Origin of the sequence: Acinetobacter sp. Swhac1 (assembly GCF_013390985.1) — a bacterium.
Taxonomy (GTDB): Bacteria; Pseudomonadota; Gammaproteobacteria; order Pseudomonadales; family Moraxellaceae; genus Acinetobacter; species Acinetobacter towneri.
This window is the reverse complement of sequence record NZ_JACASN010000021.1, coordinates 36,491-57,126: the sequence shown is the minus strand read 5'-3', so window position 1 is coordinate 57,126 and position 20,636 is coordinate 36,491. Positions and strand designations below refer to the sequence as shown.

The 20,636-nt window shown below is 41.7% G+C and carries 22 protein-coding genes; 12 read left to right on the top strand and 10 right to left on the bottom strand.

What is annotated here, in order from left to right:
• Positions 1–161: 161 nt before the first annotated feature.
• The 4 genes from HX743_RS11265 to HX743_RS11250 all read left to right on the top strand — a co-directional run bounded on the left by HX743_RS11265 (position 162) and on the right by HX743_RS11250 (position 2,372).
• Entirely contained in the window at positions 162–449 is a 288-nt protein-coding gene (locus HX743_RS11265) for a hypothetical protein (protein ID WP_096901025.1), read from the top strand.
• A gap of 75 nt (positions 450–524) precedes the next feature.
• The gene (locus HX743_RS11260; protein WP_004972240.1) at positions 525–1,139 is read left to right on the top strand and encodes a DedA family protein; all 615 of its coding nucleotides are present in this window, start codon (positions 525–527) and stop codon (positions 1,137–1,139) included.
• A gap of 48 nt (positions 1,140–1,187) precedes the next feature.
• A complete protein-coding gene (locus HX743_RS11255) occupies positions 1,188–1,604 on the top strand; it encodes an ABZJ_00895 family protein (RefSeq protein ID WP_004972241.1) in 417 nt (138 codons plus the stop codon).
• 225 nt (positions 1,605–1,829) lie between these two features.
• Complete coding sequence (locus tag HX743_RS11250; protein ID WP_178319251.1) at positions 1,830–2,372, top strand: hypothetical protein; 543 nt, start codon at positions 1,830–1,832, stop codon at positions 2,370–2,372.
• A gap of 105 nt (positions 2,373–2,477) precedes the next feature.
• Here the strand turns inward: HX743_RS11250 and HX743_RS11245 are convergent, their stop codons facing one another.
• Together HX743_RS11245 and HX743_RS11240 are read right to left on the bottom strand one after the other, a co-directional pair.
• Entirely contained in the window at positions 2,478–3,002 is a 525-nt protein-coding gene (locus HX743_RS11245) for a YecA family protein (RefSeq protein ID WP_004972244.1), read from the bottom strand.
• A gap of 68 nt (positions 3,003–3,070) precedes the next feature.
• Entirely contained in the window at positions 3,071–3,280 is a 210-nt protein-coding gene (locus HX743_RS11240; protein WP_004972246.1) for a PA3496 family putative envelope integrity protein, read from the bottom strand.
• Positions 3,281–3,653: 373 nt separating this feature from the next.
• On the opposite strand from HX743_RS11240, the gene rpoD reads away from it, so the two are divergent.
• The 6 genes from rpoD (at position 3,654) to HX743_RS11210 (ending at position 10,213) form a co-directional block, all read left to right on the top strand.
• Complete coding sequence (rpoD, locus tag HX743_RS11235) at positions 3,654–5,540, top strand: RNA polymerase sigma factor RpoD (RefSeq protein ID WP_004972247.1); 1,887 nt, start codon at positions 3,654–3,656, stop codon at positions 5,538–5,540.
• Positions 5,541–5,653: 113 nt separating this feature from the next.
• Positions 5,654–5,947, top strand: a complete 294-nt coding sequence (locus tag HX743_RS11230) for a YbeD family protein (RefSeq protein WP_004972250.1) — start codon at positions 5,654–5,656, stop codon at positions 5,945–5,947.
• A 152-nt stretch (positions 5,948–6,099) separates the two neighbouring features.
• Entirely contained in the window at positions 6,100–6,756 is a 657-nt protein-coding gene (lipB, locus tag HX743_RS11225; RefSeq protein ID WP_004972253.1) for a lipoyl(octanoyl) transferase LipB, read from the top strand.
• 75 nt (positions 6,757–6,831) lie between these two features.
• Positions 6,832–7,365, top strand: coding sequence for a hypothetical protein (locus HX743_RS11220; RefSeq protein WP_026438100.1), 534 nt, complete (start codon positions 6,832–6,834; stop codon positions 7,363–7,365).
• A 1-nt stretch (position 7,366) separates the two neighbouring features.
• Positions 7,367–8,551, top strand: coding sequence for an iron-containing alcohol dehydrogenase (locus HX743_RS11215; RefSeq protein WP_104853139.1), 1,185 nt, complete (start codon positions 7,367–7,369; stop codon positions 8,549–8,551).
• A gap of 267 nt (positions 8,552–8,818) precedes the next feature.
• Positions 8,819–10,213: an APC family permease gene (locus HX743_RS11210; RefSeq protein ID WP_004972258.1), complete on the top strand. Its 1,395-nt coding sequence runs from the start codon at positions 8,819–8,821 to the stop codon at positions 10,211–10,213.
• Between the two features lie 194 nt (positions 10,214–10,407).
• Here HX743_RS11210 and HX743_RS11205 read toward each other — a convergent pair whose 3' ends face one another.
• The 8 genes from HX743_RS11205 to rplU all read right to left on the bottom strand — a co-directional run bounded on the left by HX743_RS11205 (position 10,408) and on the right by rplU (position 17,009).
• The gene (locus tag HX743_RS11205; RefSeq protein ID WP_136144597.1) at positions 10,408–10,887 is read right to left on the bottom strand and encodes a tRNA (cytidine(34)-2'-O)-methyltransferase; all 480 of its coding nucleotides are present in this window, start codon (positions 10,885–10,887) and stop codon (positions 10,408–10,410) included.
• A gap of 92 nt (positions 10,888–10,979) precedes the next feature.
• Positions 10,980–12,350 (bottom strand): siroheme synthase CysG, encoded by a 1,371-nt coding sequence (cysG, locus tag HX743_RS11200; RefSeq protein ID WP_178319250.1) that lies wholly within the window; start codon positions 12,348–12,350, stop codon positions 10,980–10,982.
• 63 nt (positions 12,351–12,413) lie between these two features.
• Positions 12,414–13,685, bottom strand: coding sequence for a serine--tRNA ligase (serS, locus tag HX743_RS11195; protein WP_104853137.1), 1,272 nt, complete (start codon positions 13,683–13,685; stop codon positions 12,414–12,416).
• A gap of 120 nt (positions 13,686–13,805) precedes the next feature.
• Positions 13,806–14,603 (bottom strand): RsiV family protein, encoded by a 798-nt coding sequence (locus tag HX743_RS11190; RefSeq protein WP_178319249.1) that lies wholly within the window; start codon positions 14,601–14,603, stop codon positions 13,806–13,808.
• Between the two features lie 419 nt (positions 14,604–15,022).
• Positions 15,023–15,361, bottom strand: coding sequence for a hypothetical protein (locus HX743_RS11185; protein WP_004972270.1), 339 nt, complete (start codon positions 15,359–15,361; stop codon positions 15,023–15,025).
• 133 nt (positions 15,362–15,494) lie between these two features.
• Positions 15,495–16,193 (bottom strand): outer membrane lipoprotein chaperone LolA, encoded by a 699-nt coding sequence (gene lolA, locus HX743_RS11180; protein WP_096902723.1) that lies wholly within the window; start codon positions 16,191–16,193, stop codon positions 15,495–15,497.
• A gap of 230 nt (positions 16,194–16,423) precedes the next feature.
• Positions 16,424–16,678: a 50S ribosomal protein L27 gene (gene rpmA, locus HX743_RS11175; protein WP_004760935.1), complete on the bottom strand. Its 255-nt coding sequence runs from the start codon at positions 16,676–16,678 to the stop codon at positions 16,424–16,426.
• A gap of 19 nt (positions 16,679–16,697) precedes the next feature.
• Complete coding sequence (gene rplU, locus HX743_RS11170) at positions 16,698–17,009, bottom strand: 50S ribosomal protein L21 (RefSeq protein ID WP_004972275.1); 312 nt, start codon at positions 17,007–17,009, stop codon at positions 16,698–16,700.
• A 471-nt stretch (positions 17,010–17,480) separates the two neighbouring features.
• On the opposite strand from rplU, the gene sdsA reads away from it, so the two are divergent.
• Entirely contained in the window at positions 17,481–18,458 is a 978-nt protein-coding gene (sdsA, locus tag HX743_RS11165; protein ID WP_136144129.1) for an All-trans-nonaprenyl-diphosphate synthase, read from the top strand.
• Between the two features lie 12 nt (positions 18,459–18,470).
• Positions 18,471–20,531, top strand: coding sequence for a site-specific recombinase (locus HX743_RS11160; RefSeq protein ID WP_136144128.1), 2,061 nt, complete (start codon positions 18,471–18,473; stop codon positions 20,529–20,531).
• The last annotated feature ends 105 nt before the right edge of the window (positions 20,532–20,636 follow it).

Below are 20,636 nucleotides of genomic sequence, written 5' to 3'. Positions count from 1 at the left end.
TGTTCAAATGGCGATTCAGCGTTTAATTGGTTTTGGGAAAAAAGAAGAGTTTAAGGAAATTTTGGCAATTTTAAGAAGGCAGAACCCTGATAGGATAAGGGTTCTGTGAAATTTGTCGTGTACAGAGCCTAAATTTATATGCCGCAATCAGGAGTGACGCTATGCCTAAAACAACAATTTCAAATTCAATGCACACACTACGTTTTACGCCTGTAAAATCTGTGACTGCTACGCATAGCGCAACAATGCAAGATGGTTTGGAACATGAATCTCATACTTTTATTGTGGCTTTAGGTGCAATTTTAGGCGGTATTATTGCGGCATTTGTTGGCTATCATCTACAAGCGCATTTCTTGAATTACGCCCTGCTCTGTGCCATTCCTATACTTGTGGCATATAGCTTAAGACGTGTATATATCTATACCCTGACCCATGCAGAGCTTGATTAAGTCTAAATTGCGCAAGACTTTACTGTTCGTCCAATACTGCTTAGGATAGAAGCACTTTTCTAAAGCACAACTGGCATGAACTTAACTGAATGGATTATTTCCATTATGGAACAACTGGGCTACCTTGGTATTGCCCTGTTAATGTTTCTGGATAATGTTTTTCCACCCGTTCCTTCTGAAATTATTATGCCCTCTGCAGGCTATTCTGCATCGCAAGGGCAATTACTGCTATTGGGTGTCATCATTGCAGGCTGTATCGGCTCGTTGTTCGCAGCGGCAGTGTTATATTGGGTAGGTTATCGCTGCAAACATGAAAGTATTTACCACTGGGTCAATCGCTACGGTAAATATCTATGGATTAAAGAACAAGACGTCCGAAACTCCCTGCATTGGTTTGAACAATATGGACATCGGATTGTATTTTTTGGGCGCATGATTCCCGCTATTCGTTCTCTCATCAGTATTCCTGCAGGCATGAGCCACATGCCATTTTGGAAATTTATGTTTTATAGTGGTTTAGGCACAATAATTTGGACCACTTTTTTAGCTTGCGTGGGTTATTATTTTGGTGAAAACCAACAATTGATGCAGCAAATTTTCAGTCAGGTCAGCCATGTCATTATAGGCTTGGTGCTCTTAGTCATCGCAATTATTTTATACCGTAGGCATCGCCGTAAAATGCGTGACTAATGCTTGTGTTGCTGCGCAATTGAATCAATTTTTTGGGGAAAATCAGACATGAAACCATATTTATTATTTTTTGCTGCGGTTTACAGTATTACGCTGGTCTTACTCATTACCGTATTGATTTTTGGTCTGAACTTAGGTGGCTTGACCTTGCTCCCTGCATTAATTGCCGCAGCATTCATTAGCGCAGGACATTTTGTCAAAAAAGAACAACGCTTACCGAGCAGTGATGAAAAAATTCAACTGGTTTGGGGCTCAAGTGCGGTGGCAATTATTATTGGTAGCTTCTTTGTGTTTTTCTTGGTGCTGATGAATCCGAATGCAGAAGCCATTTTAAAAGCTGCAGATAAAGCAGGACTAGCACTGGCTGCGGTGGTGATGCTGTGTTTGATTGCGATTCATGGTGCAGTTTTTCATGTTGCCTATGGTTGGTATGCGAACCGTTATTATCAAAAAAAGTACTTATAAGCTTACCTAAAGTACGTATTTCACACTGAACCGCAACATCAAACACTTAAAATCAACATCAGGCTGATATATCACACATAAATTTACGTCTGACATGCGCTGTAACTGAAATGCATTCTGAATAGGCTATAAGCCTACATTGTATCAGCGTAGATTAAGCCTATTCATAGCGATTTATGAATATAGGAACGCTATAACGCATACAAAGATAAAAAGGTGATTCGAATGTCAGATTTTGAACGCAATGAAAAAATTGACCGTGATGTGGTTAAGAACTTACCAAAAGAAGAACGTGATCGCTTAAATGCCGATCCAATTACAGGAGAACCTGGTGCACACCCTGTCGGTACTGGTTTAGGTGCTGTTGGCGGTGCGGCTACTGGTGCAACAGTAGGTGCGCTGGGTGGTCCAGTAGGTGCTGTGGTCGGTGGTGCTGTAGGCGCTGTAGTGGGTGGTTTGGCAGGTAAAGGTGCAGCAGAAGTTGTGAACCCTACCGAAGAAGAAGCTTACTGGCGTGCCAATAGTCTCAATACTGTCTATTATGCAGAAACGCGCAGTCATTACCCCGATTTAGAATATGACCGTGACTACCAAAATGCCTACCGTGTTGGTTATGAAAACCGCCCACATTATGATACGCACACACGTTTCGAAGATGTTGAGCCCGATCTAAGAAGCAAATGGGGGCAAATTAAAGGCAGTTCACGCTTAACGTGGGAACAAGCTAAATTTGCTGTCAAAGATGCTTGGGATCGTGCGACACGCTAATTGGTAACATGATCATTGAAGCGCCATAATAAAAAACGCACTGCGATTTGCGCAGTGCGTTTTTTTTATGAGGATTACATATTACACAATATGTAAACCAAGCCATTAATCAGGCGTGTGGTACATCAAATATAATTCATTCAGGTTTTCAGGAATTTCTTCTGCAATTTCGTCCATTAACTGACCATTGCGACGGAAAGATTCCATTTGTGGATCTTCTTCATCAATGCCGCTAAACACCATCATTGGCAAAGTTAAATCAACCAATTGCTCTTCAAATTCAGGCGTAAACCATGCTTCTTCGTTTAAGAACATCGCATCGACAAAGCCAACGCTCCAATCACCCAAACTTGAATCAACTTCTGCTTCTTCAATTTCAAATGGAAACTCAATGCCTTCTTCATTGGCTAAACTTTGGCGAATGCTTTCTAACCAAGCCTGAATTTGCGCAATAATTTCAGCAGGCACTTTCTTTTGGTTGCCTTCAAACAATTCATTTAACCATGGGTCAAATTGAGGTCCAACTGCAATGGCACACAAGAAACCATGCGTTGCAGCGAAGTCTAGACCATACTCGTTTTGGTCACCATCTAGATATTCACTTAACAGGTCTAAATCTAAAGCAGTCATTTCAAATCCATCGGTGTCAATTTAGGGGTGTAGCATAGCATTTTCAATGCCAGATACAGTACCTGATTTTAGTCATCTTCATCGTCAAAATCGTCGTCATCGTCAAAATCATAATCAAAATCTTTGAGCTCACGTTCCAAACGACGTTGTGCGAGTAAATCATCAATCAAACGGCGCTTTTCTAAAGATTCTTTCGCGCTTATTTTGTTTGATGCCTCATCGAAATTAACATCATCATCACCGTAGTTATCATCTAGTTCAAAATCTGTAGAAGACACTAAAACTACCTCAGAATGAAAAAATGTGAAGGGTCTAGCCGCTATTTATCTGCCTTTATAAATATTGTCAAGTTTTATTTATTTTTTTCAAAAAACTGCAACATAGACAGCTTGCAACATTGCGGCAAATTTGTGTATTTATGAACAAGTTAGTATCATTATTTGAGATTCGCCCCAATCATAAAAATATTTTGCGGGCAAAAAGGAAATTGACTTGAAAAACAGTAATGAAGCCCCATATTCCTATCACATTCTTCATTCAAACATCATTTTAAAATCATGCTTGATTGATCAATTCACCCCCTATTTAAAGCGAATTGTGCTATCATGCACGGTTTTTCACTGCCACAGATTCAACGAAGAGTAAGCAAAGATGAGCGATATGAATTCCCCTACTTCGCAAGTAGCGGCTCTGATTAGCCGAGGCAAAGAGCAAGGTTACCTAACTTACGCTGAGGTTAACGATCATCTCCCGGACTCAATCACAGAAAGCGAGCAGATTGAAGACATTATTCAAATGCTTCAAGACGTCGGTATTCCTGTGCATGAACGTGCGCCTGAATCTGATGATGCAATGTTCGAGGATAATGCGGAAGCTGCCGACGAAGTTGCTGAAGAAGAAGCTGCAGCGGTACTTGCCTCTGTAGAAAATGAGCCTGGTCGCACCACAGACCCTGTGCGTATGTATATGCGTGAAATGGGTACGGTTGAGCTGTTAACGCGTGAAGGTGAAATTAGCATTGCGAAACGTATTGAAGAAGGGATTCGCGATGTACTTCACTCGATTGCCTACTGGCCAAACGCAGTGCAAGTGGTACTGCAAGAATATAAAGATTATGAAGCAGGTGAACGCCGCCTTGCCGATATTTTATCAGGTTATTTAGACCCTGAAACCGATGAAGAAATTCCAGAAGTTTTAGAAGACGAAGCCGATTTAGACAAAGAAGAAGACACCAGCAACAAACCAACCAAAGACGTCAAACTTGATGATGACGATGAGGAAGAAGAAGCTGAAGCCGAAGAAGAATCTGAAGCAGATTCAGGTCCAGACCCAGAAATTGCAAGAATGCGTTTTGGTGAATTGGAACAGGCTTATCTTGCAAAAATTGCTGCCATTGAAAAACATGGTCGTGAAAGTGCCGAAGCTCAAGAGGCTTTAGAAGCTTTAGCGACTGTATTCATGATGTTTAAATTTACGCCACGTTTATTCGATATTATTTCGGAAATGATTCGTGGTACACATGAACAAATTCGTACTGCTGAACGTGAAGTGATGCGTTATGCGGTGCGTCGTGGTCGTATGGATCGTACTCAATTCCGTACCTCATTCCCAGGCCAGGAATCTAACTTTGCTTGGTTAGACGAGCACATTGCCAAAGCACCTGCCGACCAAAAAGGCTATTTGGAAAAAGTACGTCCAGATATTTTGGCGTTCCAACAAAAAATTGCCGACATTGAAAAAGAGTTAGGCTTAGATGTTAAAGGCATCAAAGAAATTTCTAAGCGTATGGCAGTAGGCGAAGCCAAAGCCCGTCGTGCGAAAAAAGAAATGGTTGAAGCCAACTTGCGTCTGGTTATTTCGATTGCAAAAAAATACACCAACCGTGGTTTACAATTCCTAGACTTGATTCAGGAAGGTAACATCGGCTTGATGAAAGCGGTAGACAAGTTCGAATACCGTCGTGGTTATAAGTTCTCGACTTATGCAACATGGTGGATTCGTCAGGCGATTACCCGTTCTATTGCCGACCAAGCGCGTACCATTCGTATTCCAGTACACATGATCGAAACCATTAACAAGATCAACCGTGTATCGCGTCAATTGCTTCAGGAAATGGGTCGTGAACCGACTCCAGAAGAATTAGGCGAACGCTTGGAAATGGATGAAGTTAAAGTTCGTAAAGTTCTGAAAATTGCCAAAGAGCCGATTTCTATGGAAACGCCAATTGGTGATGATGAAGATTCACATTTGGGTGACTTCATTGAGGACAGCAACATCACCTCACCTGTTGATGCGGCAACCTCTGAAGGCTTAAAAGAAGCGACCCGTGAAGTGCTTGAAAACTTGACTGAACGTGAAGCCAAAGTTCTGAAAATGCGTTTTGGTATTGATATGCCAACCGATCATACTTTGGAAGAAGTTGGGAAGCAGTTTGATGTGACCCGTGAACGTATCCGTCAGATTGAAGCCAAAGCCTTACGTAAACTTCGTCACCCTTCTCGTTCTGAACACTTACGCTCGTTCTTGGAAAATGACTAAGATTGCTGCATAAATGAGCTATTGAAATTTTTAAATTCAGCCTCATTTATTCAACAAGACAAAAAACGCCTGCCCTATGCAGGCGTTTGATATAGAGATAGAGACACACGCTTATGACGTTATTCAACCGTACCCCATCTCGTGAACTACAAGAGCATCTTTGGGTGTTTCCAATGGATTACCCAATTAAACTCATTGGTGACGCGGGTGATGAACTGCGTATTGCTGTGCTTGAAATTTTAGTGAAGCACTTCCCTGAGTTTGATGCACAAAGCATCAGCATTACCCCATCACGCACAGGCAAGTATCATTCAATTACAGCACAATTGCGTTTTGAAGAATTGGAACAAGTGCATGCCATTTATGCAGATTTGGCAGCTTGCCCACTGATTAAAACTGCATTGTAATTTTGTAGATTGATTTTCAAATAACACGCTTTCGGGCGTGTTTTTTGTTTCTGCGCTGCCAAAATCTTATTCAATCCACAAATCCCCTACAGCCGCCACATTTTCGTATAATAAAATCAATTTCTTGCTTTTATGGATAGGACTGCATCACTGTGGATACTGCACAACGGCCAAACCTGATTATTCGTCAATATCATGACCTGACTGACTATCAAGCTCGCTTTCAGGAAATGAAAGACTGGACTGAACAACGTGATGCAGACAGCCCTGACCAACTCTGGATTTTGCAACATCCGAATGTACTGACCCAAGGGCAAGCAGGCAAAGCCGAACATATTTTAATGGCGACAGATATTCCTGTGGTACAGACTGATCGTGGTGGTCAAGTCACATGGCATGGCCCAGGCCAATTGGTCGCCTACTTCATGTTTGACCTGAACCGTTTAGGCTGGAATGTTCGTACTTTGGTATCTTATGCTGAAAACTTGATGATTGAGCTGCTTAAAAAATACGGCATTGAAGCCTATGCCAAAGCCGATGCACCAGGGGTATATGTCAATGAACGGAAAATTGGCTCACTTGGTTTTAAAATTCGTAAAGGCCGTAGTTATCATGGTTTAGCCCTTAATATTGATTGTGACTTGACTGGTTTTCAAAGTATCAACCCTTGCGGCTATGCAGGTTTGGAAATGGTACGTGTGATGGATTTAGTCAATGACTATCCACATTTTGAAAACTTCTGCGCAGATATCATTGAAACTTTACAAAACAGCGGTTACTTTAATGACGTTCAAGTCATTCACGTATAAATGGCTTTCTTTTCAATAAGAAATAAAATAGAGTATTTACTCTAAATAATGATTTATAACACAGGGATTCAGCGCGTGATTTCAACTAAATCTGTGAAACCCGCTTTGCAACTGGCCTATGTCAAACTCATGATGGATGTGATTGGCAGAGGTTTAGTCATGGCAAGTCAGGTCGATGAAGAAATTAAACAGGAAGTTGCAAAATTCCCCAGCAACTTTGTGTTGTCTATGAAAGTTTTTCCGAATGGTCCAGCCTTTGTTGCCAAAGTCACTGCAGATCATCAATTAGAACTGTTACAGAATACGGCACAAAAACCCGATTTAACCATTACCTTCAAACACTTAAATCATGCATTTTTAGTGTTTTCATTTCAGGAAAGTACCGCACAGGCCTTTGCGCATGACCGCATGATTGCTGATGGTGATGTGTCTTATGCAATTCGCTTGGTACGTTGCCTGAATAAAATGGAAGCACTGATCTTGCCTAAATTACTGGCAGAACTGGCGGTAAAACAATATCCGACTGAACTCAGCTTAAAAGAAAAACTATCAGGTGCAGCCAATATCTATCTAAAAGTTGCCCAATCTTATTTCAAACGGAGTGCATAACATGGCGAAGCCTTATTACGAATTTTTTTGCCCAGTCAAAGTCATTGCAGGTCATGCAGCGCTTGAACATATTCCGTTTGAATTGGCGACACTCGGTTCGCAGCGTCCAATGATCATTACCGACAAAGGTGTGCGTTCCAACAATTTGCTTGCACCGATTGAAGCGGCTTTTGAATCTACCGATGCCGTGATTGGCTATGTTTTTGATGATGTCCCGCAAGATTCAAGTGTGGCAACAGTGCGTCGTGCGGCACAGTTGTACCGTGAAAATAACTGTGATGCCATTATCGCGGTGGGTGGCGGTTCAGTCATTGACACTTCTAAAGCCACCAATATTTTAGTCAGCGAGGGCGGTGATGACTTATTGCAATATTCAGGTGCGCATAACTTACCACGCCCACTGAAACCTTTTTTTGTGATTCCAACCACATCAGGCACAGGTTCAGAAGTGACTATGGTTGCGGTGGTATCCGACACAGAAAAGAACGTCAAAATGCCATTTGCATCGTATTACTTAATGCCACATGCAGCCATTTTAGACCCGCGTATGACGCAAACTTTGCCACCACATTTAACAGCAATGACGGCTATGGATGCCATGACGCACGCCATTGAGGCTTATAGTTGCATGGCAGCCAACCCAATTTCTGATGCTTATGCCACTGCAGCAATTAAAAAAATCAGCAATAACCTGTTCAATGTATTAGACAACCCAAGCGATGAACAAGGCCGTTTGGAATTGGCACAAGCATCTACTATGGCGGGCATTGCATTTTCAAATTCCATGGTTGGTTTAGTGCATTCCCTAGGTCATGCGTTGGGTGCTGTGGCACATTTGCCACATGGACTGTGCATGAATTTATTCTTGCCATACGTGTTGGAATACAACAAAGACGTCAATGCCGATAAAATTGCCGAGCTGCTATTACCGTTGGCAGGCGCAGACGTCTATGCGCAAACCCCTGCACATTTACGTGCCGATAAAACCATTGCGACACTCTTAGCTATTCGTGACCGCTTATATGCACTGACCAAATTGCCACGCACTTTACAAGAAACTGGTAAAGTCAGCGAAGCACAATTAGATGAAGTCGCTGAAAAAGCCCTGAACGATGGTTCGATTATTTACAACCCAAAAGAAGCCAATTTAGAAGAACTCAAAGCTATCTTAAAAAAGGCTTGGTAATTCCTACAAAATAGGCGAACATAGCCGAAAATCTAGCCTGATGTTTTTCTAAACATCGGGCTTTTCATTGGTAGACTGCTGCGTCTGATGTTTTTTCATCAATATGGCGTTTTTTCTGCTAAAAAAGAAAGCAAAGATACTGACAAGGCGCGTCATTATGGAGTAGATTGGCGCGTTTTTACTTTTTATGTAGGGGGGATTGTTCGTCTCAAACAATCCTGAACAAACATGACTGATCCTTGATCAACGATTAAGAGGATAACGCCGTTGACAAATATCTCTGGGACTCAATCGGCAGCTAAACTGCAAAAAACGCTAGGACTCTGGCACATTATTATTATTGGTTTAGCCTACATTCAACCGATGACGTTATTCGACACTTTCGGCTTAGTATCGGAAGAAAGTCATTTTCACGTACCCACATCTTATATTTTTGCACTGGTTGCCATTCTTTTAACTTCTTTAAGTTATGGTCATATGATTCGTCGTTATCCTTCTTCTGGGTCGGCGTATACCTATGCACAAAAATCGATTCACCCCAACGTTGGTTTTATGGTGGGTTGGTCATCTTGGCTAGATTATTTACTCTCGCCAATGGTCAACATCATCTTGGCGGTGATTTATCTGGAAGCCTTATTCCCTGATGTGAATCACTGGATTTGGGTAGTGGTACTCACGGCATTTATGACGGGTGTCAACTTGCGTGGTGCGCGTTTTGTCGCCAACTTTAACAGTATGATCGTTTTGGTACAGTTGGTGGTCATTGGCGTATTTACATGGATGATGTACACCAAACTTCAGGCAGGTTTCAATGCCGATGGTCCAATCACTGCCGAGCAACGCTATCAGTTATGGAGCTTAGAACCTTTCTGGAATGAACTGACTTCGGTAGGCGCATTGATTACAGGTGCAACCCTACTCTGCTTTTCATTTACAGGTTTTGACTCACTCAGCTCGCTTGCAGAAGAAACCAAAGACACTGAAAAAACCTTACCGAAGGCAATGTTCTTAACTGCGCTGATTGCGGGTGTGATTTTTATTGTCAGCACCTATTTCATGCAGATTTTCTTCCCGAATGAACCAGGCAGCTACTTTAAAAATATTGCAGAAACGCAGCCAGAAATTCTGCTCTTGGTCGGCGGCTCGCTGTTCCAGTCTTATGTGCTTGCCTTTGCTATTGTAACGGTAATGGCATCTGGTATTTCGGCTCATGCAGGCGTTTCGCGTTTAATGTACGTGATGGGTCGTGATGGCGTGATTAACAAAAAAATCTTTGGTCATATCAGCCCACGTAGCTATACACCTTCATACAATATTTTAATTGTAGGTGCTGTGGCGTTAACTGCTGGTTTTATGAACTTGGATTTTGTCATTTCATTAATCAGTTTTGGTGCCCTCACCGCATTTAGCTTTGTGAATTTATCGGTGATTTCACGTTACGCGCTACGTGATGGTCGTACCAAAGGCTTTAAAGACCTTCTCAATTTTGTGATCGTACCGTTGTGCGGCTTTATTGCAGTCTTTGCTTTATGGCTCGAAGTCGATGAAACTTCATTGAAGTATGGCTTATGGTGGGCAATGTTTGGGGTTTTATACCTCGGTTATAAAACCAAAGGCTTTAAACACCCTGCTCCGCAGCACAATGAGTTTGATGATCGCTAAGACAAATAGCATCACAACTTTAAGATCAGGCGCTTTATGCGCCTTTTCTTATGCCTCAAATGGATTGCAGCGTTAAATCAGCAAAATAGCGAAAACAAAAAAGCTGAGTACAGTTTTGTCTCAGCTTTTTATCTATCAATTGTACGCATTGATGCTAAAGATCGCATTAAATTTGAAATGAATTGATGCTCAAATTAGAGCAATGCTTTAAAACCTTGCTGACGCCATGCCTCATACACAATCACAGCCGTTGCATTAGACAAGTTTAAACTGCGTGAGTTTTCTGCCATGGGTAAACGAATCCAGTGCTGCTGCGGAAACAACATGCGTACTGCTTCTGGCAAACCACGTGTTTCAGGCCCCATCAACAAGGCAACAGGTCGGTTTAAATCCGAAGTATGTGGTGTTTCTGTGCCTTTGGTGGTTAATGGATAAATCGCATCCAACCCCACGCCTTTGCTGTCTAAATTAGCCAAGCATTGCTCAAGATTGTCCCAAATTTGCATACGTGCCCATTCGTGATAATCCAAACCTGCACGTTTCAGCTTTTTATCATCCAGCTCAAAACCCAATGGCTTAATCAAATGCAATTGCGCACCTGTATTGGCACACAAACGAATGATATTTCCTGTATTGGCTGGAATTTCAGGCTCATATAAAACAACGTGGATCACAAATTTTCTCTACTTTTCACAATCCCTCCCCAGCTCCCTTTAGAAAATGTAGGAACTCCCCTCTTTTTAAAAGAGGGGTTGGGGGAGATTCATTACCATTTCAACTGTTCACGTAAATTGACCACTTCACCAATAATGGTCAAGGTAGGCGCCTGAATGTGGTGCTGTGCGACTTTACTGGCAATATCCGCCAACGTCCCCACCACCACTTTTTGTTCAGGGGTCGTGCCTTTAGAAATTAAGGCGACAGGCATATCCGCCCGTTGTCCATGTGCAATCAGTTTTTCACAAATGCTTTCTAAGCCAACCAAGCCCATATACAGCACCAAAGTCTGGTGTTCATACACCAATTCTGACCACGGCAATTCAGGCGAACCTTCTTTTAAATGCCCAGTAAGGAAACGCACACTTTGCGCATAATCTCGATGAGTCAGTGGAATGCCTGCATAAGCCGAACAGCCCGAGGCTGCGGTGATGCCCGGTACGACCTGAAATGACACACCTGCTTCATACAATTCTTGAATTTCTTCACCGCCACGCCCAAAAATAAACGGATCGCCACCTTTTAAACGGCAAACTCGCTTACCTGCTTGTGCATATTTCACCAATAATGCATTGATGCCTTCTTGCGGTACAGCATGGTTAGAACGTGCTTTTCCGACATAGACTTTTTCGGCATCACGGCGACACAATTCTAAAATAGGTGCAGACACCAAACGATCATAAATCACCACATCGGCTTGCTGCATTAAACGCAAGGCTTTTAAGGTCAGTAACTCAGGATCACCTGGCCCTGCACCAACCAAATACACCTCGCCTTTCGGTGTTTGCCATTCCGCTAAAGCCTGTTGGATACTTTGGTTTGCAGCGTCAAGATTGTCGTTGAACACCTGTTCTTTAAGAGGACTGGCATATAGCTCCTCCCAAAAAATACGGCGCTCATCTGGATTTACAATTTTCTGTTTTACTGCGGCACGCCACTGACCTGAAAACTCTGCCAGTTTGCCCATACCATGCGGAATGGTACTTTCCAGTTGTGTACGAATTTGACGTGACAATACAGGCGATGTGCCATTACTCGCGACTGAAATCACCAAAGGCGAACGGTCAATGATGGCAGGCACCATAAAACGGCAATGTGGTGGATCATCAACACTATTGACCAGCACATTTTCGGCTTCGCAAGCTGCAAAAACTTGCTGATTGACCAAATTGTTATCCGTTGCAGCAATCACCAAACAATAGTGACGTAACGCAGTAGATGGACTAAAAACATCCTGTACATACTGCCCCTGACTTTGTTGCACCAGTTGCAATAAATTGACATCAATTTCAGGGGCAAGCACATCAACTTTTGCGCCCGCTTTAGCCAGTAACACCGCTTTGCGATAAGCAATATGCCCACCGCCCACAATCAGACAAGGTTGCTGCTGCAACTTTAACGAGATTGGAAAAATATCCACACTAAACCTCAATATTTAAATCTGATTGTAAGCAATTTCATCCTAAGTCGACCTGCACTCAACTTAGTCAATAAACTCTAAACCGCCCATGTACGGACGTAATACTGCAGGAATTTCAATCGAACCATCGGCACGTTGATAGTTTTCCATAACAGCCAATAAAGTACGTCCTACCGCCAAACCTGAACCGTTTAATGTATGCACAAATTCAGTTTTCTTTTGGTCGGCACGGTAGCGTGCTTTCATACGACGCGCTTGGAAATCCCCCATGTTTGAGCATGATGAAATTTCACGGTAAGTGTTTTGACTTGGCACCCAAACTTCTAAGTCATAGGTTTTGGTTGCGCCAAAGCCCATATCGCCACCACATAGAATAATTTTACGGTACGGTAAACCAAGTGCCTGCAAAATACCTTCTGCATGTCCAGTCAATTCTTCTAAAGCCTGCATTGAGGTTTCTGGTTTTACAATCTGCACCATTTCGACTTTATCAAATTGGTGTTGGCGGATTAAACCACGAGTATCGCGACCATAAGAACCTGCTTCGCTGCGGAAACAAGGGGTATGAGCGGCATATTTTAATGGCAAGCGTTCAGGATCAATGATTTCATCACGCACAAAGTTGGTTACTGGAACTTCGGCAGTTGGAATTAGATAGTATTCTTTTTCACCTTGTAGCTTGAACAAATCTTCTTCAAATTTAGGCAGCTGACCAGTACCACGTAATGAATCTGCATTGACCAAATACGGTACATACGCTTCGGTATAACCATTTTGAACAGTATGCGTATCTAACATGAACTGTGTAATCGCACGTTGTAAACGCGCCAATGGCCCTTTCAGAACGCTAAAACGAGAACCTGTTAATTTGGTTGCAGTTTCAAATTCCAAACCACCCATCATTTCGCCAAGGTCGGTATGATCTTTAATTTCAAAATCAAACTGGCGTGGTGTGCCCCATTTCAATACTTCTACATTATCAGCTTCGTCTTTACCTTCAGGCACAGACTCATCTGGCAAGTTTGGAATAGACAATGATTTAGCTTCTAACTCATCTTGTAACTCTGCCAAAGCCACTTCAGCGGCTTTGATTTCATCGCCAATAGCAGCCATGCGAGCCATAATTTCAGAAGCATCACCACCTGCTTTTTTAATCTGACCGACTTGTTTTGCGCCCGAATTACGCTCTGCCTGTAATGCTTCGGTTTTAGATTGCAATTCTTTACGACGTGCTTCAAGTGCTGCCCACTCTGCCACATCTAATTGCACACCACGTTTTGCCAAGGCTAAATTTACAGCCTCAATATTATTTCTGAGTAATTTCGGGTCAATCATAGCCAATCTTGGAATAAGAAAAAAACTGGCTATAGTGTAAGCGCTTCGGGTTAAAAAATACAGTAACCTGATTCACGGCTGCACCTTATTACAGCAATCTGTGCGTATTTTTGTGCAATTTTATTGGCTAGGATACTGCGGCAAACTTGGCAAATATTCAGACTTTATTAATTTTTCTGTCGCGTAGTAAGGCAGAATCAACTCAGGCATACCTTCTGCATAAGATGCCAATTCATACAACGGGTAGACAAAGACCAAACCATTGGCGCCATAATAAAAATTATCGCTCAGTTTAAACTTTTCACGGGAAATATCATGTTCATCTAGCCAGTTATAATTATGGTTAAATAATTCTTCTGTCATTTTGGCTTCCGTATTGGGCAGCATAATATCTTGCAACGCCAAACGCTTTTTCTGTTTTAAATCAAAAGTCACAAATTCTTGGTGATGAATACCATGTGCTGCACCCGCAGGGTAACTGTAGCTTTGCAAACTAAACGTCGCTAAATTGGCATGTTGCCCGATATATCGCACATAGCTTGAACTCTGACTCAGCCGCATAGGATCAGTTTCTTCTACCTTTGGCGTTTCAGTTGATGCCGCAGCTTTTGAAAATGCAATTGGGTCTGCCTTTTGCAAGCGCTGCATAAAATATTCATCAATCCACGCCACATTGGTTTTTACCGTCTGAATATCGTAAGCAGTACAACCACCTTCATCACAAATTTGCTGTTGTGGCAATTTAAGCGCCACCACTTTAGCTTGAATCACAGGAATATCAGCTGCGATAGATGCAGGCGCAGCTTGCTCTGCTTCGGTTTTAGAAGTTGCCTCACTCTTTGGCTGACATGCAGTCAATAGCAATACTGAACTTAAAGCGACAGCACCCAAAAACACCTGTGATTTTAAATATTGCATTAAATTCCCCTCAGCCACGATTCACAAAGTCTAATGATTTGAAATGCAAGCCTGCACAAATCTTGCGATAAAATTGGTTCAATTGAATTAGTCAAGACTATAGATAACTCTTGCTGTTCAATCCTAGAGCAGTTGTGTAACGGAATAATCGGTGGATAAAACTGTTTAAAATTACTACTCAAATTTTTGCGTGATTATTTTTATTTTTTCATTATAAATCAAAATTTTGACAACAAATCCTTAATATAAAATAATGATCTGTGATGACTCAATCTATATCCCGCATACTGCAAAATATGAATTATCCCGAGATTTATCCACAGAAATTGTGGATTTCTCAGGAAGAATATTCAAATAAATTTCCGCTGTATTGAAAATGCTTCAACTAAAAATCTATGATTAAAACCTAAATAATCGGATTAAATTTCTACAAGTACAGACTCACCTGTTGAACAATCACCATTTAACCATTGCCAACGTTCAAGCAATTTGATTTTTCCGTTTTCATCCAAAATGATAGTTGAGTTGCATTGACCAATACGTAGTTCATCTAACTGATTGACATGATGATAAACCATACTAAATGTATCTACTGAAGTCATGACTCCCAACAGATGCCCTTGCCTAATACTTCCGCCAGAATAAGTAGCTTCAATTGTTTCCCCTACTTGTTTATAGTAAAAAACTGTTGAGCCAGATACCTCACCATTCGCGGTGTTTTGCTGATTTACAAACTTTTTATTATGTAAAATTGACATCAGAGTCCTTTCATAAGCTAAAAATTATGAGCGATAAACCAAATTGGGATTAAAAGAGCCTTCTCCCTGTGGGAGAAGGCTAGGATAAGGAATAACAAATTATGCTTTTAAAAGAATGTATGAAAACATTCAATTATTGATCAATAATGTCCGTGCCTTTTGGTGGAGTAAAATTAAAAGTTGAGGCTGGTATCGCCGCATTGACTTTTACATTATTAAAGCGCACATGCGTGGTTTGTCCCAATGAGTCCTGTAAAATCATTAAGGTTGGCGCGTTACGCGCACCAAAACTAATGGTTAAACTCTGAAATACGCCATCATCACTTTTTGGGTATAAGGTGTAATAAGTCTTTGACTTATTCGGCTGGGTCACACGATACGACTGCATGATTTGATTGGTATTGCCCGAAAGCAACAACGCAGGCGTATTTGCCACTTGATCATCTAGGCTTTGGCGTACAGCTTGTTGTAAGTCTGGGTCATAAATCCATACGGTTTTACCCGTAGTCACAATTGTTTGTTTGGCTGGACTGGTGGTTTCCCAAAAGAATTTACCCGGACGCTCAACTTTCATAACCCCTTTAAAATTCTGGTTCATGTGCTGTGCCGATAAACCACGGTTTGGCAAAGCCTTGCCATTGTTGCTAACTTTTGTGGTTTGCTCAAAATTGGCGGTAAAACTTTTAATACCATTCAATTGTTTAACAAGGTTTGCTGTCGCTTGTTGCTCCGATGCTGCCACTGGCGCAGCAAACACTGTAGTACTCATGATTGGCGCTAAAGTGGTTGCACCCAATGCCACAGCACACATCGTTTTACGAAGCATATTCATAGATTCACCTTTTTATATTTGCTCAATCGCAATGTTTTGGATGTCCCATCTTAAACCAATTTCTGGCGCTAATATGATAGAAAATAAGAAGTTTTGTATGCTTATTAATATAAAATGTAGAAATTTATCCATCATGATGAAGAACTAAAAGTTATCCTTTGACCCTAATTTTCCATCATACAAGCATAAAAAAACCCACAATCACTTGTGGGTTTTTTCACTATTTCAGCTTACGCTTCAACAGATACGTAGCGACGGCCAAATTGACCTTTCACTTCGAATTTTACTACGCCGTCAGCAGTAGCAAATAAAGTATGGTCACGGCCCATACCTACGTTTGCACCAGCGTGGAATTCTGTACCACGTTGACGAACGATGATGTTACCAGCAGTTACAGTTTGACCACCGTAAACTTTAACACCTAACATCTTAGGATTCGAATCACGACCGTTCTTAGTCGATCCACCGGCTTTTTTAGTTGCCATGTCTATTTACTCCTAGTGATTAGCCTGCAATACCAGTAATTTTCAACTCGGTAAACCATTGACGGTGACCTTGTTGCTTACGGTAGTGTTTACGACGACGCATTTTAACAATACGGATTTTGTCGTGACGACCATGACCAACCACTTCTGCAGTTACTTTAGCGCCAGCAACAACTGGAGCACCGATTTGAACGTTGTCACCGTTTACAACCATTAATACGTCATCAAACGTAATAGTTGCGCCAGTTTCAGCTTTCAATAATTCAACTTTAAGGGTTTCACCCTCAACAACACGGTGCTGTTTACCACCGCTTTGGATTACTGCGTACATAATGTACTCCAAACATGCCCGTGTCGTCGTGCCGATAAAGGGATATATCGATCTTAAAACGAACGCCACTGGGGGTTATTCAAGGGCAAGGATTTTAAGCGATATTCGCACAAACAACAAGCCATTTACGGCAATTATTGCACAACAAGGTTGATTGTTTAATACCCAGCCGCGTAAATGACTTTTGTAGCCTCATCCATATTCAATGGATCAATCAATATAGACAGATTGTGTTGGCGTAAACTGCTGTGCTTGTTAAAATCAGGCCCAACTTGAGCAAATAACTGAATTTACCCACAAAGTTATTGACTTCATTTTCTAGTAGAATTAACAATTACAGCATTTGGCAGTTGCCTAACTATTGCATTCATTGCGTTATTTTCGCAGACTTAAGCAGTTTTCTTGGCTGTAACATAAGTTACAACTGATTCAACTAAGTTGTCATTCAATATTATTGAGGTTTCTCTTCACATGACCATCGACTTTAAGCAAGACATTCTCGCCCCTGTTGCTTCTGATTTTGCTGCGATGGATACATTTATTAATGAAGGGATTACCTCTAAAGTCGCGTTGGTGATGGCAGTCAGCAAGCATGTGGTCGAAGCTGGCGGTAAGCGGATGCGTCCAATTATGTGTCTACTTGCGGCAAAAGCTTGTGGCGCAGAAGATTTAGAACGTCAACGCAAACTGGCTGCGATCATTGAAATGCTACATACAGCAACTTTGGTACATGATGATGTGGTGGATGAGTCTGGCTTACGTCGTGGTCGGCCTACTGCCAATGCAACTTGGAATAACCAAACAGCAGTTTTAGTCGGTGACTTTTTAATTTCCCGCGCCTTTGACCTATTGGTCGACTTAAACGATTTGGTGTTGCTGAAAGACTTTTCAACGGGCACTTGTGAAATTGCCGAAGGTGAAGTTTTACAATTACAGGCACAGCATCAACCTGACACAACAGAACAAATTTATTTAGACATTATTCACGGCAAAACTTCACGTTTATTTGAACTTGCCACCGAAGGTGCAGCAATTTTAACAGGCACGCCACAGTACCGTGAGCCGTTGCGCTTATTTGCAGGACACTTTGGCAATGCCTTCCAAATTATTGATGATATTTTAGATTACACGTCAGACGCTGAAACATTAGGTAAAAATATTGGTGATGATTTAATGGAAGGCAAACCCACTTTGCCTTTAATCTCTGCATTAAGAAATACCACTGGCGAACAACATCAAATTATTCGTCGCAGTATTGCGACAGGTGGTACTTCAGACCTCGATCAGGTCATTGCCATTGTGCAGTCCTCTGGCGCTCTCGACTATTGCCGCCAACGTGCCACAGAAGAAACTAAAGCCGCAATTAACGCTTTAGAAGCATTACCAGATTCAGAGTCTCGTCAGGCTTTAAAGAATTTAGCCTTAATGGCTTTACATCGCATTCAATAATTTAAGCAACTTATGCATATAAAACTCAACGATTTACTTAGAAAAATGCAAGAACAGCTAGATACACCCAAAGCTGTTCTGGATGAAAGTCTGCTGATTGAACTGGTCAATCGTATCCGTCCAAGTGACACTCAAGATTTAGAAGAAACCCATGAAAAGTTTCAGGCTTTTTTGCAAGCACTTCTGCTAACGCCTGATGCCAGCTCAACCTTGCAACATTTTGTTTTACGTCTAATCAATCAATACAAACAAACCAGTTTATTTGCCGACACGGGTATTTTATCGCTCGATGGCTTTTGGAATCAGTTATTTCAACGTTTAGGCGCACATTTTTTACCGCTGATTCATGATGAAAGCCAACTGCAAGATTTAGTCCGTCGGGTTTTTCCACTACGCAGTGACAAATACTGGCTCGACAATATTGAAGATGCCGAATGGCAGCAATTGTTTACTTTGCTGAATCGCGGACATGGTGGACAAACGCAAAAACGCCTGATCCGCAGTGAAATTATTAAAGCCCTGACAGTGTTGTCGTATCGGGTCAGTGGCATTGGTTTGTATCCTGAATTTATTAATGCCTACCCTGAACTGAGTGAATATGATTCACCTTTTTTGGCACAAAACCGTGAAATCAACGAATTTATTCAGCTTTATAAAGTTGCCGATCAGCAACACGATCAAATCAGTGCCATTCAACCACCCGATGCCTCTCAAGCTTTGGTAATGATTGACCAATGTCATGATGTCAGCAGTAAAATTCGTCGTGCGACTAAACGTACTGGCGTCAGTATCAGCCTGACCTATTTATTGTCTTTACTGGAACAATGTTTAGAGCGGATTGAACTGTTGCTAAATTTAATCGTGGCGCAAGACAAAGTTGCTTATGTTTCGGCAGGACAATTACTGGTAGATGTAACTTCGGCGTTGTATAGCGAACGCAGTGTACGCTCATTGCTTGCAGAAAATAGTGAGTTAATTGCCTTACAAGTCACTGAAAATGCTAGTAAAACGGGTGAGCATTATGTAAGTACCGATAAAGATGGCTTTTGGAGCATGTATAAAGCTGCAGCAGGTGCAGGTGTTTTAATCGCCATGATGGCGACTTTAAAAACTCTCGCCTCGCGTTTAGTCCTTGCCCCGATGATGCAGGCTATCATCAACAGCATGATTTATTCATTTGGTTTTATGCTAATTCATGTCTTGCACTTTACCGTTGCCACTAAACAACCCGCGATGACTGCAGCAGCACTAGCCTCGACGGTTCAACACCGCAAAGGCTCTAAGATGGCGCAAATAGCCGAACTTGCTGCCTTAATTATTAATATTATCCGTACGCAATTCGTCGCCATTTTGGGCAATATTTCGATTGCGATTCCAGTTGCGGCCTTAATTGCGTTTAGTTGGGATGCCATATTGCATGAACCGTTGATGTCACACACCAAAGCATCCCATTTGCTACACGACTTGAATCCATTTACGTCACTTGCCATTCCGCATGCCGCTATTGCCGGGGTATTTTTATTTCTGTCTGGTTTGATTGCGGGTTATTTTGATAACATGGCCGTATACCGTAAAGTCGGGCCACGCCTAAAAGCCCATCTGCATTTAAAAAAGTTACTCGGACAAGAACGTCTCAATACATTTGCCACCTATATAGAACGAAACTTAGGGGCTTTGGCAGGTAACTTCCTGTTCGGGATTATGCTCGGTAGTACCGCCACACTGGGATATATTTTGGGTTTACCTATTGATATTCGCCATATTGCCTTCGCTTCTGCCAACTTTATTCAAGGTTTAATGAATATTAATGGCTCACCTGAAATTGGCCTGATTATTGTGTCATTTTTAGGTGTGCTGCTGATTGGTTTAACAAACTTATTTGTCAGTTTTAGTTTAACCATTATCGTGGCATTACGTGCGCGTCGGGTGCGTTTTGAACAGTGGAAACCTCTGGCAAAATTAGTGATGACTCACTTTTTAACCCGTCCGAGTGATTTCTTTTGGCCACCAAAACAACCTATAACTGTAGGTGATGATTCCTCCTCAAATACTGATCAGAATGATAAAATTTAGTGTAGATGTAAGCTGCACAACAAGTAAAAAAAATCTTCTTGTTTTATTGGCTTGAAATGAAGTGTACTGACTAGTACACTTTATTCCATTCATGAACCGTGCGTA

Bases quoted from the DNA above. Each gene is read 5' to 3' on its own strand.
- rplU (WP_004972275.1), bottom strand. From the start codon at position 17,009: ATGTACGCAGTAATCCAAAGCGGTGGTAAACAGCACCGTGTTGTTGAG.
- HX743_RS11160 (WP_136144128.1), top strand. From the start codon at position 18,471: ATGCATATAAAACTCAACGATTTACTTAGAAAAATGCAAGAACAGCTA.
- HX743_RS11215 (WP_104853139.1), top strand. From the start codon at position 7,367: ATGGCGAAGCCTTATTACGAATTTTTTTGCCCAGTCAAAGTCATTGCA.
- HX743_RS11255 (WP_004972241.1), top strand. From the start codon at position 1,188: ATGAAACCATATTTATTATTTTTTGCTGCGGTTTACAGTATTACGCTG.
- HX743_RS11190 (WP_178319249.1), bottom strand. From the start codon at position 14,603: ATGCAATATTTAAAATCACAGGTGTTTTTGGGTGCTGTCGCTTTAAGT.
- rpmA (WP_004760935.1), bottom strand. From the start codon at position 16,678: ATGGCAACTAAAAAAGCCGGTGGATCGACTAAGAACGGTCGTGATTCG.
- HX743_RS11230 (WP_004972250.1), top strand. From the start codon at position 5,654: ATGACGTTATTCAACCGTACCCCATCTCGTGAACTACAAGAGCATCTT.
- rpoD (WP_004972247.1), top strand. From the start codon at position 3,654: ATGAGCGATATGAATTCCCCTACTTCGCAAGTAGCGGCTCTGATTAGC.
- HX743_RS11185 (WP_004972270.1), bottom strand. From the start codon at position 15,361: ATGTCAATTTTACATAATAAAAAGTTTGTAAATCAGCAAAACACCGCG.
- HX743_RS11245 (WP_004972244.1), bottom strand. From the start codon at position 3,002: ATGACTGCTTTAGATTTAGACCTGTTAAGTGAATATCTAGATGGTGAC.
- HX743_RS11260 (WP_004972240.1), top strand. From the start codon at position 525: ATGAACTTAACTGAATGGATTATTTCCATTATGGAACAACTGGGCTAC.
- HX743_RS11265 (WP_096901025.1), top strand. From the start codon at position 162: ATGCCTAAAACAACAATTTCAAATTCAATGCACACACTACGTTTTACG.
- HX743_RS11250 (WP_178319251.1), top strand. From the start codon at position 1,830: ATGTCAGATTTTGAACGCAATGAAAAAATTGACCGTGATGTGGTTAAG.
- sdsA (WP_136144129.1), top strand. From the start codon at position 17,481: ATGACCATCGACTTTAAGCAAGACATTCTCGCCCCTGTTGCTTCTGAT.
- serS (WP_104853137.1), bottom strand. From the start codon at position 13,685: ATGATTGACCCGAAATTACTCAGAAATAATATTGAGGCTGTAAATTTA.
- lolA (WP_096902723.1), bottom strand. From the start codon at position 16,193: ATGAATATGCTTCGTAAAACGATGTGTGCTGTGGCATTGGGTGCAACC.